The organism is Bacillus sp. 22483 (assembly GCF_052044605.1).
Classification (GTDB): domain Bacteria; phylum Bacillota; class Bacilli; order Bacillales; family Bacillaceae; genus Bacillus; species Bacillus altitudinis.
On the sequence record NZ_JBQENU010000010.1, the window covers coordinates 1 to 16,676 of the forward strand.

A 16,676-nucleotide genomic window follows, 5' to 3' on the forward strand; every position below is an offset into this window, starting at 1 on the left:
TTCCAGGTGACGAAACAAGACCGAACCGCCAAATATGCCGGCTTTGGCTTTGATGCCTCCATTTGGGAGATGTTCCCGACGTGGATCGCCGGCGCAGAGCTCCATATCATCGACGAAGCGATTCGCCTCGATATGATCAAGCTCAATTCGTATTTTAATCACGAAGGCATCACCATTGCATTCCTGCCAACACAGCTATGTGAGCAGTTTATGTCGATGGACAATCATTCTCTCCGTTACTTACTGACAGGCGGGGACAAGCTAAAACAGGTGAAGCCCGTTCCATACAAACTCGTCAATAACTACGGCCCAACAGAAAATACGGTCGTGGCGACAAGCGGGATCATTGATCCAGATCAAGGCACGCTTCCTATCGGAACAGCGATTGCCAATACTCGTTTTTACATTATGGGTTCGTTATATGACCTCTCGCCGCAAGGCGTACCGGGTGAGCTCGTGATTGCGGGGAAAGGACTGGCAAGAGGCTACTGGAATCTCCCAGAGGAAACGGACAAACGATTTGTCCCAGATCCGTTTTATCCAGGAGAGCGCATGTACCGTACAGGTGATTTGGTGAAATGGACAGAGGATGGCGAGCTGATTTATCTCGGTAGAAAAGACCATCAAGTGAACATCCGCGGCTTCCGGATTGAGCTGTCAGAAATTGAAGCACAGCTCCTTACGCTAAATGAAGTGAAAGAAGCCGTCGTGACAACGGTCAAAGACGCAAGTGATCAAGACGCTCTTGTCGCTTACGTCATTACAGATGCAGAAACGGCTGCGCTGAAAGAAAGCTTAAAGCGCATCTTGCCTGAATATATGGTGCCATCATGGATCATCAAGCTAGACCAGCTGCCAATGACGGCAAATGGCAAAGTGGATCTCAAAGCACTGCCAGCACCTGATATGGAAGCGAATCAAACAGCATACGAAGCGCCAAGAGATGAAGTGGAAGCACTGCTTTGCGGCATTTGGGAAGATGTGCTTGGCGTCAGCCAAGTTGGTATTCACGACCATTTCTTCTTCCTTGGCGGAGATTCGATTAAAGGCATCCAAATGGCAAGCAGACTCACGCAAGAAGGTTGGAAGCTCGATATGAAACTGCTTTTCCAATACCCAACAATTGCGGAGCTTCGCCCATATATCGAAGAAGCGGACCTTCTCACAGCCGATCAGTCAGCTGTCGAAGGAGAGGTTATTTTAACACCGATACAGCGCTGGTTCTTTGAACGGAACTTTGATCACCAGCACCACTGGAATCTCTCAATGATGCTTCATGCACCAAAAGGGTTTGACTTGGCTGTCACAGAAGAAGTTCTGCAAAAACTGCTCTCACATCATGATGCACTGCGCATGGTGTTCAGACAGGAGCATGATGACATGCTGCAATACAATCAGCGGGAGTTGACAGAACCATTTTCAATTATTTCTTGTGATGTTTCAAAAGCGCAAGATGTGAAACAGGCGATTTCCACATACGCCAATGAGTATCAGCGTCAACTGAATCTTGAAAAGGGTCCATTGATGAAAGTGATTTGTTTCCATACAGAAAACGGTGATCACTTACTCATCATCACACATCATCTTGTGATTGACGGCGTTTCTTGCCGGATTTTACTAGAAGACTTTATGTCTCTTTATCATCAGGCAGAAAAAGGAGAAACGATGGTTCTGCCGCCAAAAACGCACTCTTTCAAAGAATGGGCAGAAGCGATTGAACGATATGCGCAGTCACAGCTGCTAAAAAACCAGAAGGAGTATTGGGCAGCGATTGAAAATAGACCGTTTACGACTTTACCTGTTGACCATGAAGTAAAAGAAAGAAAAGTCGCGGATACGAAAGCGGTCAAAATGCAGCTGACAGAAGCAGAAACCGAGCATCTGTTAACGAATATCCATCTTCCGTACACAACAGAAATGAATGATATTCTTCTATGTGCGCTCGGGCTGGCCGTTCAGGAATGGACAGGTCAATCTCATGTACATGTACAGCTTGAAGGTCATGGAAGAGAGGACATTTTATCAGGATTAGATATATCCCGCACAGTTGGCTGGTTTACGAGCATGTATCCAGTCGTTCTTGAAGCGAAACCGAATCAGACCATTGCAGACGCTATCAAAGGAACGAAAGAGATGCTACGGCGTGTACCGAATAAAGGGATTGGTTACGGTATTTTAAGATACATGACACCATCCGAACCGTCAGTCAAACACGTGCAGCCTGAAATCAGCTTGAACTATCTTGGGCAGATTGATCAGGAAGTGACGACAGAACTCTTTGGGCCCTCAACCTATGATATGGGCCGTCAAGCAAGCCCTGAATCTGAAGCTGTTTATAAGCTGAACCTCAGCGGTCTTGTTCAGCACAATCAATTCATTCTGTCGTGCTCATATTGTGCAAGTGAATATGAAGAACAAACGATACAGCAGTTCATCGCATTGTTGAAGGAGAAAATCAGATCCATCATCACCCATTGCTTAGCGCATCAAGAGCGAGAATTTACGCCAAGTGACTTCTCGGCTGCAGACCTTGAAATGGATGAAATGGACGATATCTTTGACATGCTCGAGGAGAAATTGACTTAACACCACTAGATCAGTCATGAAAAAGGAAAGGAGGAATGAAATAGATGAGTCAATTTAAAAGGGATCAAGTTCAAGATATGTACTATCTGTCACCGATGCAAGAAGGAATGCTGTTTCATACCCTCCATCATCAAGAAAAAGGCTTTTATGTAGAACAAATGGATATGAACGTGAAGGGCACACTTCGGCATGATTTGCTTGAGAAAAGCATGAATATCATCGTGGAACGGTACGATATTTTTCGTACCGTGTTCCTCCACGAAAAAGTGAAGCGTCCTGTCCAAGTTGTATTAAAGAATCGACCTTTCCAGCTTGATGTTGTGGACATACAGGACCTTTCTGAAAGTGAACAGTTTGAACGTATTGATCGTTTTAAACAAAAGGATCAGCTGAGAGGATTTGATCTCTCAAAGGATCTGCTCATGCGGGCCTCTGTTTTTCAAACGGGTCCTTCAAGCTATCGCTGGATATGGAGCTATCACCATATCCTTCTAGATGGCTGGTGTTTTGGTCTAGTTGTGCAGGAATTGTTTGCGATTTATCATGCACTTTTGCATGACATCCCTTACAGGCTGGAGCCAGTCAAGCCATATAAAGAATATATTCATTGGCTGGAAAAACAAGATAAACAAGCCTCACTTGAATATTGGACGCAATCTTTGGCTGGCTTTGAGGGGCAATCGACTTTTAAAGAACAGCGAAAGCAAACAAATGAGCATGAATTAGGCGAAATCGAATGGGCCATGAGTAAAGAAGAAACAGCTGCTTTATCAGAGTTAGCCTTGCAGCAGAATGCCACGTTAAGCAGTGCGCTTCAATCGGCTTGGTCCATTTTACTAAGCAGGTATCAGCGGTCAAATGATGTTTTGTTTGGAACAGTTGTGTCAGGACGTCCGTCGGATTTGGCTGGTGTGGACCGGATGGTGGGGTTGTTCATCAATGTCATTCCAAGACGAATTCAGCTGACAGACCAAATGACGTTCCGTTCTCTATTATCAGAGACGCAGCAGCAGTCTTTAGCGGCTGAACCGCACCAATATATCCCGATTTATGATATTCAGGCTAAGGTAGGTCAGCAGCAGCTCATTGATCATATTGTGGTGTTTGAGAATGTCCCTGCTGCAAAGAAAGACGAGCAGGAGTCACTGCTTGGCTTTACAGTAGAAGACATGAATGTCTATGAAAAATCGAACTATGATCTCAATTTACTGGCGTCGCCCGGGGAACAATTGCAGCTGAAGCTGGCCTTTAATCAGCGTGCATTTGACCCTGCATTTGTCCGTAAATTAAAGGATCAGCTGACCCTTTTGATCAAAGGGGCCATCAAACATCCAGATCAGTCAGTTCATACACTGACACTTGTGACAAAGCAGGAAAAACAGCGAATGTTAGAGGAATGGAATGCACCTGAGCTGGAGCATGATCAGCTTTATTTGACAAAGTGGTTTGAGCATAATGTCCGAAAACAGCCGAATGCAGTGGCATTATCAGCAGGTGATCACACGATGACATATGCGGAGCTGAACGAACAAGCCAATCGACTGGCAAGGCATTTGCAAAAAAATGGGGTGGGTCATCAAACGGTGACCGCCATTTTAGCAGAGCGGACACCTGAACTCATTGTCAGCTTACTCGCTGTCTTAAAAGCAGGTGCCACCTATGTGCCGATTGATCCAGATTATCCAGAAAGCCGTATCCAATATATGCTGAAAGACAGCGGAGCGACGCATCTACTGACTCATTCATCCTTTATCAGTCAGACGAGGTCACTCGCATTTGATGGCACGTATCTTTTTGCAGATGATCAAGAAATTTTACTGATGAGCTCAGAGAATCTGCCACTTGAAGCTGGTTTAGATGATACGGCATACATCATGTATACATCTGGAACAACCGGACAGCCAAAAGGCATCATGACGACCCATTCCAATATTGCCCGGGTGGTCAAAAATACGAATTATTTAACCATTTTAGAAACAGATACATTGCTGTCGTTATCAAATAGCGTATTTGATGGCTTTACATTTGATGTATATGGTGCGCTTTTAAACGGAGCAAAGCTTGTCCTGCCGCAAAAAGAAACCATTTTAGATATGGGGAAGCTCACTGAGTTGATAAAAGGAGAGCATATTTCTGTCATGTTTGTTCCAACCGCTTTATTCCATCTTCTCGTTGATGAAGGAACAGACTGGATGCGCGGTGTGCGTAAGGTGCTGTTTGGGGGAGAGAGGGCATCGGTTCAGCATGTGAGAAAAGCCTTTGATGTGATGGGAAAAGGCAGATTGTTGAATGTATACGGACCAACCGAATCAACGGTTTTTGCCACGTATTATCCAATAGATGAAGCAATCCCTTTAGAGGCACATTCTATTCCAATTGGGAAGCCGCTCAACCAGACGGGCGCTTATATATTGAGTGAGCACAGGCAGCTTCAGCCGATTGGAATGGTTGGAGAGCTTTGTCTGAGCGGCAAAGGACTGGCAAAAGGATATTTGAATCGTCCTGATCTGACAAAACAAGTGTTTATTCCTCATCCTTTCGCTTCGGGTGAGCGCCTGTATCGTACAGGGGATTTAGCTTACTTTCGAGAAGACGGTCTGATTGAGTATGCAGGCAGAGTTGATGATCAGGTAAAAATTCGAGGACACCGTATTGAACTGACAGAAATTGAAGCCAACCTTCTCATGCACCCAGGTGTAAAACAAGCTGTACTCCTAGCGGATCATGATGAAACAAATCATACAAGACTGCTTGCCTACATCACGTGTGATGATGCATGGAAAGGGAAACTCGATGACATCAAATCAAGGCTGAAAGAGCGTCTTCCAGCTTATATGCTGCCTCATGAGCTGATTGAACTGGAGAACCTCCCACTTACGCCAAACGGGAAGGTTGATAAACGCCAGCTACCAAAACCAGAGGCACCGCAAGGAAACCGCCGTGTGAAACTGCCCGCAAATGAAGTGGAACAAAAGCTGCTTTTGATGTGGCGGGAAGTACTTGAACGAGAGGATATTAGCACAGATGACCATTTCTTTGAGCTTGGCGGACATTCTTTAAAAGCGATGTCTCTTTTGTCCAAAGTATCAAAAGAGTTTGAGGTTCAGGTGCCGATCCATTTGTTGTTTGAGACCCCGACGATTGAAGCGCTTAGTCATTATATTCAGCATCAGGACGGGGAAACCGCTGGCTATCTTGTATTCAATGAATCTCAAACATCAACAGTCTTTGCTCTTCCGCCATTACCAGGCTACGGCTTTATTTATCAGGAAGCAGCAAAAACGCTTGATGATGTCCGGTTGATCGCCTTTGATTTTATTGAAACGAATAACCGAATGGCGCAGTACGTTCAGCATATTCAGCACCTTCAGCCAAAAGGGCCGCTGACGTTGATGGGGTACTCAGGCGGATGTTACCTCGCCTTTGAGCTTGTTCAAGCGCTTGAACAAGGAGGACGGACAGTCGAGAAGGTCATCATGATCGATTCCTATAAGAAAATTGGAGAAAGTGATTTAGAAGGGCGATCCATTGATGATGATATTGAAGCGATTGTTCATCAAACGAAACAAAGCGAACTTGCTCAAGGGGAGATCGTTCAAGAAGCGCTTGCCCAAAAGACGCGCGCCTACTATGAAACGTTTGTTAAGGGGGTGAATCAAGGCAAAATACAGGCAGATATTACGTTCATCCAATCTGAAGAACAAATAGCGATCCCGGACTGGATGGAAGAGTGGACACAGGCAACGGCCGGATCTTTTACCCAATACCAAGGCTATGGCCGGCATGCTGATATGTTTAAACATAAAGAATGTGCAGCTCAAAATGCAAAGCTGATCAAACATATTGTCAATCAAACAAATAGAGAACGAGTCTTGTAAACTTTAGATTAGGCAGGATGCAGCCTTGCAGTCCTGCCTAACAAAAAAGGAAAGGAACTCATATGAAACCATCAACCATTAACCAAACGAGTATACATGAATCAATGGATGCGATTTTACAAGATGTAAAGACAACCATTTTACAAACCAACGAAATCGAACGCTTCGCTGTTTTTTCACGTGAAAAAACCATTCGACCGCGGCCGTATCACCTCTCTCATTTATTTCTCGACAAGCACATTGAGCAGGAGGCCGCAGTGGAAGCGATACAGACGCAAACGGCTGTACCTGCTTTGGCCGACATGCCGCCCGCTCTTTCCTATGGAGGGGATCTCGACGTCACACAAGGCGCACAGACCTTACAGGAAGTCTTAACAGAGGCTGCAAAAACGACAAATGGGCTTACGTATATCGTGAATAGCAAGAACGAACTCACACAATCTTATGCACAGTTACAAGGAGACGCCGAGAGGGTTCTGACTGGTTTAAGGGCACTGGGGCTGAAGGCAGGCGATCCTGTTTTCTTTCAATTCTCATCGAATCATGCCATGGTCACTGCCTTTTGGGCATGTGTATTAGGCGGATTTGTTCCAACGCTTGTGTCGGCTGCCCCAACCTATCGGGAGATGAATGCTGCAGTGAAGAAGCTTCATCATGCTTGGAAGCTGCTCGAGCATCCACTCATCCTAACAGATGACTCACTGATCGAGGAGGTGCAAGGGTTAGCCTTACTGTGGCATACAGACCAATTACGTGTCGCAGCAGTTGAGCCGATGCTGACATTAGAAAGAGATACAGCCGCTCACCCTGCCGCGCCGGATGATTCCGTCTTCTTTATCTTAACGTCTGGAAGTACAGGGATGCCAAAGTGTGTAGAGCATTCCCATAGAAGTGTGCTGGCGAACGTCAAAGGAACAGTGGCAGCGAATCAATTTACACAAGAGGATGTCTCGTTAGACTGGATGCCTTTAGATCATATTGGTGGCATCGTGATGTTCCACCTTGTCAATGTGTACACAGGCTGCGAGCAGATTCGGGCAAGAACAGATGACTTTATCGCTCAGCCGCTGCGGTGGCTTGACTGGATGGACCGCTACCGTGCAACGAAGACATGGGCACCTAACTTTGCATTTGCGATGATCAATGATTATGAGAAAGAGATTTCATCAGGGTCTTGGGATCTGTCGGCGATGACCTGCATGATCAATGGGGCAGAGGCGGTCGTTCCAAAAACCATCCACCGATTTCTACACCTGCTTGCTCCGCACGGCTTAAAGGGAGATGTGATTAGACCGGCTTTCGGCATGTCTGAAATCTCATCAGCGGTTGTGTTTTCCTTTGCGATTGAGCGTGGAGATGAAAACAGCGGGGTTCTGACCTTTGAAGAAACATCGCTGACAGAGCAGCTAAGACCAGCAGAAGCACGTGAGACAGGAACCGTCAGTTTTACAGAGTTGGGCAAACCGATTCCAGGTATCACGATACGCATCGTCAATCATCAGTATGAGCTTCTTCCGGAAGATCATATTGGCCGTGTGCAAATAAAAGGTCCAACCACCATGAAGGGCTATTACCGGAATGACGAAGCGAATCAAGAAGTATTTCAAGCGGATGGCTGGTTTCACACGGGTGATTTAGGTTTCCTGCACGAAGGAAGGCTGACACTAACCGGTAGAGAAAAAGACATGATTATCATCAACGGGAAAAACTATCACAACTATGAAATTGAAGCCATAGCAGAGGAAGTACCGGGAGTAGAAACGAGCTTTGTGGCTGCTTGTTCCGTCCGAATGGAGGCTTCTGCATCCGATGAACTGATTCTCTTTTTTACACCGAAGCTGTATGAGCCGGCTTATATTATGAGGGCAAGTCAGCACATTAAATCCCATATTGCAACAAAAATGGGCTTGTCTGCATCTCGCATCATTCCTGTCCAGAAGCATGCATTTCCCAAAACCAGCTCTGGAAAAATAGAAAGGGCACAGCTCAAGACAAGATGGCAAGAAGGCGAATTTGATGAAATGATCATGGAAATGGACATGAGACTTGAAAATGAACATACCTTGCCTGATTGGAGTTATCAAAAGAAGTGGATACCTGCTCCACTTGATGCAGCTGACAAGCAGATCATAGGGGACGTTGTGATCTTCGCAGATCCATTAGGACTGGCAGATCAATTGAAATCTTTTGCAAACAGTGAACAAACATACATTACGGTTGAACCGGGTCAAGCGTTCAAACAACTCACACACACTCACTTCATCATCCACCCGAATCGGCCGTCTGACTACGAACAACTCTTTGAGACGCTCCGTTCGTATGGCGTTTCGGTGAAACACATCATTCACCTTTGGAACTATACAAACCAAGAAGACAAGCTTTATGTGGCCAAGGCGAAACAAGCGCAGAAAACGGGCAGCATGAGTGCATTATTTTTAACAAAAGCCATTTCCGTCTATGAGGAGCAGGTGGCCATCACTTTTGTCTCAACCCATGCGATGAATGTGCCGGAGGATCACATCCACGATGTAGAAAAAGCAACGACAGCCGGACTGATGACAGCAGTTCAGCATGAATGGCCGTTTATCAAGGTGCAATGTCTTGATTTTTCTCTAGCAGAATCGGTATCTAGTCATTCCCATGCAATGGCGATTATGGCAGAACTCACACATGACCAAGACCGTCATGTCGCTGCTTATCGTCAAGGTGTTCGTTATATTCCCTTTTTAGCACCTCTTCATTTGGAAAAGGAACAGAAAAGGAAAGAGCCGCCATTTGAATCATCTGGGCTTTATGTCATAACAGGCGGGCTAGGCGGAATTGGACGTTTAGTCAGTGAACACCTACTGACATCTTATCAAGCCCATCTCGTGTTGCTTGGAAGGAAAGAGAGAGAGGCACTTTCTAGTGACCAGCAAGAGACATTGTCTTTGCTAGAAAAAAAGGCAAAAGTGCATGGCGGCAAGGTTCTGTATGAGAAAGCAGACATCACGGCTGAAAAAGAGGTGGAAGCGATCATCTCTAGGCATGAGGTCGCTGGAAATCGAAGGCTGGATGGCATCATTCATTTCGCAGGTATCATTCAAGAAGAACTACTTGCTGATATGACATCTGTGTCTCTGAATGACATGTACGAAGCGAAGGTATATGGAACGATTGCGCTTCATGAAGCTGCCTCCAAACGCAGGAATGTTTTATTTCTTTCCAGCTCGTCAGCCCGAACGCTAAAGGGCGGTATGACTGTCGGCGCCTATTGCGCTGCCAATGAGTTCGTGGAACAATTTGCTCATTATCAGAAGCTGACATCTACAGTGAAGCCATATTGCTTTAGTTTCAGCATGTGGGACGAGATTGGCATGAGTGAAGGCTCCATGATAAAAGGCATGTTAAAAGAAAGAGGTTATCTTCCAATTTCAAAGCAGGCAGGCTTCCAAACGATGCTCGCATGTCTGATGACAGATGCTCCGCTCATTTATGCGGGATTGGATCGATCGAAGAAAGAGATTCACGAGATGGTCCATGCGGATGCGGAGATGCAAACAGAGCAGACCTTTTACGTCTTTTTCAAAACTGATCAAACAAAGGCGGTGGAAGAGCGGCTGTATCAATCGATTCATACATGTTTACAGTCCCGTCTATCTGGTGAATATGCCGTACATTTGTTTCCTGAGGAATATTGGAAAGAAACAGAAGATGGATCGCCAGACGAGGCATATTTTCATGAATTAATAGAGGAAAGCGGAATGGATTCAGACAACAGAGCACCTCACACAGAAACGGAGAAACTGCTCGCACACATTTGGTCAGAGCTGCTCGGTGTCTCAGATGTCAACTGCGGCGATCATTTCTTTTTACTAGGAGGTCATTCGCTGAAGGCGACGCAAATGCTGTCTGCGGTTAGACAAAAAACAGGGTTTGACGTGCCGCTTGCTGTGTTGTTTGAACATACGAGACTCGGAGAATTAGCAGACTGGATCGATTCAAATGCCAAAGCAGATGAAGTGATTCCGATGAGAAAAATGGAGAAGGGTCAGGAAATTCCGATGTCTTATGCCCAGCAAAGACAGTGGTTCCTCTATCAATTAGAGCCGGATCTGCCATTTTACAATAATACGATTTCGTTTCGGATGAATGGGCCTTTAGATATCAAGGTGCTTCAGGAAAGTCTGCATCATATGGTGGAAAGACATGAATCGCTCAGAACGTCCTTTACGATGAGCGGGGATGAACCGGTACAGGTCATTCATGAACAGATGGCCCTGCCAGAGCTTGAGGTGATGGACCTTTCAGGCATAGCGTCACAGGAAGAGAAAGAACAAAAAGCGACTGAATGGGCGAAAGAAGAGGCATCCACACCTTTTCAATTAGAACACGAAGCGCTCTTTCGAGTGAAGCTGATTCGACTTTCATCCGCAGAGCATATCTTGCTTATATCCATTCACCACATCGTGTCAGATGGCTGGTCGATTGGCATTGTTGCAAGAGAATTATCTGAGTGGTATACAGCGGCGATCGAAGGGCGGGAGCCTCACTTGCCGGCACTGCCTATTCAATATGCGGATTACGCACTGTGGCAGAAGGAGTATTTGACAGGAGAACCATTGCGTAAGCAGCTTGCCTATTGGAAGGAGCAATTTGCGGCGCCTGTTGAAGATTTGGTATTGCCGTATGATCATCCGCGGCCGGCCGTTCAATCCTACAAAGGGAAGACGAAAACATATCAGCTGTCGAAGTCACTGTCTAAAAAGATTGCGGCGCTATCCAAGAAAACAGACAGCACACTGTATATGACCTTGCTGTCGGCTTTCTCTACGCTTTTACATCGATTGTCTTCACAGGATGAGTTTGTCATTGGCTCGGTCATTGCTGGGAGAAATCGAACGGAAATGGAGCATTTAATCGGCTTTTTCGTGAATACATTGGCGCTTCGGATCGACCATAGCGGGAATCCAGCCTTTACGGAATTATTAGAGCGAGTGAAGGAGACAACCGTCGGTGCTTATGCACATCAGGATGTGCCGTTTGAGATGGTGGTCGATGAATTGAATATTGTGCGTGATGCCAGTAAGCAGCCGCTGTTTCAGGTCATGTTTGTTCTGCAAAACCTACCGCTTGAAGCTTCTCCAATGGGAGAGGCGACGTCGGTTTTAGCCATTGAAGATAATGATACAGCGAAATTTGATCTCTCTCTGTTTGTGTTTGAAGGAGCTGAAGGTCTTCAGTTAAAACTTGAGTATCATGCGGATTTGTTTTCTGATGACACGATGGAGCGATTCCTCGCATACTACGAGCACCTGCTTGAAGGAATTTGTGAAAATCCAGCGCAGCCGATCAGACAAGTGAATTTCCTGCCAGAGAAAGAAAAGCATCAATTGCTCTATGAATGGAGCGGAAAGACTGATCAACCAAAAGGTCCGCTACTCATGACGGAACGATTTGAAGCGCAAGTGAAAAAGACACCTCATGCAGTGGCGCTTGAGTTTCAAGGAGATGAGTGGACGTACCAGGAGTTACATGAAAAAGTCAATCGTCTAGCAGGCTATTTGCAGCAGCGAGGCGTGACGCCGCATGAACCAGTTGGACTGCTCATCGACAGATCGCCTGAAATGATTCTTGGGGTGCTGGCCATTGTGAAAGCAGGCGGGGCTTATGTGCCAATTGATCCTGAATATCCAGATGCCCGCATTGATTATATGCTGAGAGATACAGGTATTCAGCTTTTACTGACAAAAAATGAATGGCTGAAAAAAGTATCCATCAATCAAACGGAACTCATTTGTCTTGATCAAGGGTATGAAGAATTTTTACCAGAAGCAGAAGTCATGCCCGCTGCACTAAGACCTGATGGACTTGCTTATATCAACTACACATCGGGGTCAACTGGACAGCCAAAAGGAGTACTGATCCCGCATCAAGCGGTCGTCCGGCTTGTGTGTGAAACAGACTATGTCACCCTTAATGAACAAACGCGCATTTTACAAATCGCCAGCTTCTCTTTTGATGCTTTTACGTATGAAATATGGGGTGCCCTTTTAAACGGGGGAAGGCTCATACTGACGGATCGAAATACCATTTTATCAATGGATACATTAGCGGAAGCACTAAAAACTTATCAGATTACAACAGGGTTCCTGACTGTGCCGCTGTTCAACCGTTTAACTGAAGAACATCCAGAAGCTTTATCTGGACTTCATGCATTATTGGTCGGCGGAGATGCCTTATCAGCCGCTCATATCCGAAAAGCACTACCGTATTTGCCTGAAGGGCTTTTAAATGGTTATGGACCAACAGAGAATACAACATTCTCCTGTGTGCATCACATTCGAGCACTGGAAGAAGATCAGGCGACGGTCCCGATTGGACAGCCTATTGCTTATTCACAAGCTTATGTATTAGATGACCAAATGCAGCCAGTTCCGCAAGGCGTCATCGGCGAAATTTACGTTGGCGGCACAGGGCTGGCACTTGGTTACCTTGGAGATGAAGAAAAAACAGCATCATCATTTATCCCGCATCCTTTCCAAGAAGGAGCGCGTTTATATAAAACAGGCGATATGGGCCGCTGGCTGTCAAATGGCATCATTGACTGTCTTGGAAGAATCGATCATCAAGTGAAAATTCGTGGACACCGCGTGGAATGTGGAGAAATTGAAGCCGCTATGCTGACATTTGATGACATCACAGAATGTGCCGTTATCCCGCATCAGCATGAGAGTGGTCATAAGCGATTGATCGGTTATTTTGTCCAAAAAGGCGGCATGACCACGCAAGACATTCGCCAAAACTTAAAAGACATCCTGCCAGATTATATGGTGCCAAGCCTATTAATAGAGCTGGATGAATTACCGCTCACGCCAAATGGCAAGGTAGACCAAAAGCGTCTTCCACCGCCAGAGTGGAGACAAGAAGAAGTAGAAACAGCCATTGACAAAGCAGCTACTGAGGAAGAACGTGTGTTAGAAAAAGTGTGGTCTCAGCTGCTAGGCGTTCCTTCTATTGGCGTCCGTGATAACTACTTTGAGCTTGGCGGAGATTCTATTATTGTCATACAAATGGTGGCACGTTTAGCACAGGAAGGCTACGTCATCCAGCCGAGAGATGTATTTGAAAAACAGACCATCTCACAACTCGCACAAGTGATGAGAAAGGCAGAGGTCTCTACGGTCTATGATCAATCACCTGTGACAGGAGAGGTTCGTCTTCTCCCGATTCAATCTTGGTTCTTTGAGCAATCGATGACCAATCAGGATTATTGGAATCTATCGGCGCATATTGAAATGAAGCGATCTGTTCCACATGAACAGTTAACACAGGTTCTTTCAAAACTGGTCGATCATCACGATATGCTGAGAGCTATATATACAAAAGAGGCAGATGGCACATGGATTCAAACCATTCGTGAGCCTGGCATCACACCTTGTGTCACATTCTTTGATGTGACGGATGTATCTCAGGAGGAAGCAAGGGAACAAATCCGCTTGGAGACAAGTGCCTGTCAAGGAACATTGTCATTAGAGCGCGGAGAAGTGATCAAAGCGATTCTTTTTCATACAGGTGAAGACACGTCTGAGCTCTTTATTGCTGCACACCATCTCGTCATGGATGGCATATCATGGCGCATGATACAAGAAGATGTACTAAATGGATTGAAACAGCTTGCTACAGGGCAGGACATCATATTTGCGAAAAAAACCGCCTCCTATAAGCAGTGGGCAGATGCCTTATACGAATATGCACAAACAGATCAATTACAAGCGCAGGCCTCTTTTTGGCAAAAAATCAAGGATCAAGAGGAAGAAGGTTCTCCTTTCCAACTGCCTGCGCTTTCTAATATAGAAGAACATGCAGAGATCCTGTCGGTTCAGCTCACAAAGGAACAAACAGATAGGTTACTTAGACAGGCCTCACAAGCATACCGAACAGAGATTAACGATTTACTGTTATCAGGACTCACGCAAGCCATTGGAAAGCCAATGCTCATCACGTTAGAAGGGCATGGACGCGAGGATTTATTTGAACAGATGGATTTGTCACGGACAGTCGGCTGGTTTACAAGCTCTTATCCTATTTTTATTCCTTTTATACAAACCGATGTTGCAAGACAAATCAAAGACGTCAAAGAAACCTTACGAGCTGTGCCGCAAAAGGGAATCGGCTATGGTTTGCTTCAATACATGACAGAACCTCGTTTACTCAAAACGGTAACGCCGCAGATGAGCTTTAATTACCTCGGTCAGTTAGATCAGGCAGATGGCGAAGCCAAGCTGTATATAGCAGACGAACGAAATGGACATGTTCACGATCCGAAAGCAGAAAGACAGCATTTGATCGATGTGTATGGATATGTGACAGATGGTCAGTTGCAGATGAACTTTATGATCAATCGTGAACTGCTGCAAGATCAAGAGGTGCGGTTGTTACCTGAACGTTTTAAAGAAAAAATGGAGATCATCTTGACGCATTGTGTTGAAACGAGCGGCGGCTTTACACCATCTGATTTTCCGATGGTTCAGCTCACGCAAAAGCAAATAGATGAACTTCCAGACAATGTAGTCGATGTGTATCCGCTGTCTCCAATGCAGCAAGGAATGCTGTTTCATGCACTGCTAGATCAAGATTCACAAGCTTATTTTGGTCAGGTGCATATGACGCTCCAAGGCTTAACAAACGGCGATGCCTATGAACAAGCTTGGAATCTTCTTGTAGAACGTCATTCGATTTTGAGAACAAAATTCGCTTGGGAAGGACTGAAGGAGCCTGTTCAGTTCATTCAATCAGAAGGAAGCATCCACCTCACTCAGCACGATGTGCGCCACCTGAGTGATGCGGAGCAAGAAGAGACAATCGAACAATTTTTAGTATCTGATCGTTCAAAGGATTTCCATTTAGACCATATAGATGAACCGCTGATTCGGATTGCTTTATTCCGTTGTGATGAGGAAAGATGCACGTTTGTCTTTAGTTTTCATCACATTTTAATCGATGGCTGGAGTTTGTTCAGTTTTATTCAGGAATCCTTTGCGCTGTATCGCTCTCTTGTGGATGAACGAGAGATCAGTCTTTCTACAGTCCGTCCATATAAAGATTTTATCGAATGGCTGCAAAAGCAGGATCAAGAGAAGGCGCAAGAGTTCTGGCAGCGTTATATGTCAGGCGTAGAGGAAGCGACACCGCTTCCAGGAGACGGCGAAGAACATGCTTTAGACCAAGAAGTAAGCATGGCGCAGTCCAGCGTCAAACTGACGCCAGAGATGCAGCAGAAGCTGGAGAAGATGACTGGCAAACAGAAGGTCACGATGAGCACACTGATTCAATCAGCGTGGGGACTGCTCTTGCACCTTCATTCGGGCGCAGAGGATGTCATATTTGGGGTGACCGTATCTGGCCGGCCAGCCGACTTACCAGAAGTGGAAAGCATGACAGGACTCTTTATTAACACATTGCCGCTTCGTCTACCGATCCATTCGGACTGGACGATTGCACGATTGCTCGCCCATACACAGGAAACCGTTTTTCAGATGAGAGAATACGAGTATACCGTACTGCCAGATATTCAGCAGATGACGGAAATTCCAAATGGAGAGGCATTGTTTCACAGCATTGTCGTGTTTGAAAACTATCCGATTGAATCCATTGAGCCGTATGGCGTACGCATTTTAGACATTGCCAGTCATGAAGAAACAAATTATGACTTAACCCTTGTCGCAGTGCCGGGAGATACGCTGGAGCTTCGGATCACATACAACTTGAATCAATATTCAGAAAAGCAAATACAAACGCTGATGCAGCAGCTGATTCACACACTTGAAGCTATGACAGAACAAGTGGATACGCCGCTATCTTCCTTCACCATTGTGACAAGTGAGGAAAAAGAGCGGATGATCAGTGATTGGGCGAAAAACGCACATGTCAGCGTGCTATACCCAGACCAAGAAGAAGTCTATGCAGGCGTACATGATCCTGCCTATGAAACGGAAATATATGTCCTGAATGAAGAACATCAGCTCATGCCGGTTGGATTTCCTGGAGATATTTTTATCGGCGCAAAAGAGATCAAAGCACTTTTTGGAGAGCTAGCCGATTGGATGGAGGCGCATAAAATTCCGCATCCATTCAAACATCAAACAGGCGAATACCTTTATCCGACAGGGGATGTCGGCGTTTGGACGGAAGAAAGCAAGATTCAGATTTTGGATTGGATGTAGGAGGAGA

At 45.6% G+C, this 16,676-nt stretch carries 3 protein-coding genes; all 3 read left to right on the forward strand.

All coding sequences use genetic code 11. The features are described from left to right. Positions 1 to 2,586, forward strand: a 2,586-nt coding sequence (locus tag ACTJJQ_RS14540; protein ID WP_440600317.1) for a condensation domain-containing protein, incomplete at its 5' end; no start/stop codon positions are given. A gap of 44 nt (positions 2,587 to 2,630) precedes the next feature. Continuing rightward, complete coding sequence (locus tag ACTJJQ_RS14545; protein ID WP_440600318.1) at positions 2,631 to 6,464, forward strand: non-ribosomal peptide synthetase; 3,834 nt, start codon at positions 2,631 to 2,633, stop codon at positions 6,462 to 6,464. 62 nt (positions 6,465 to 6,526) lie between these two features. Then, complete coding sequence (locus tag ACTJJQ_RS14550; RefSeq protein WP_440600319.1) at positions 6,527 to 16,669, forward strand: amino acid adenylation domain-containing protein; 10,143 nt, start codon at positions 6,527 to 6,529, stop codon at positions 16,667 to 16,669. Positions 16,670 to 16,676 lie beyond the last annotated feature (7 nt).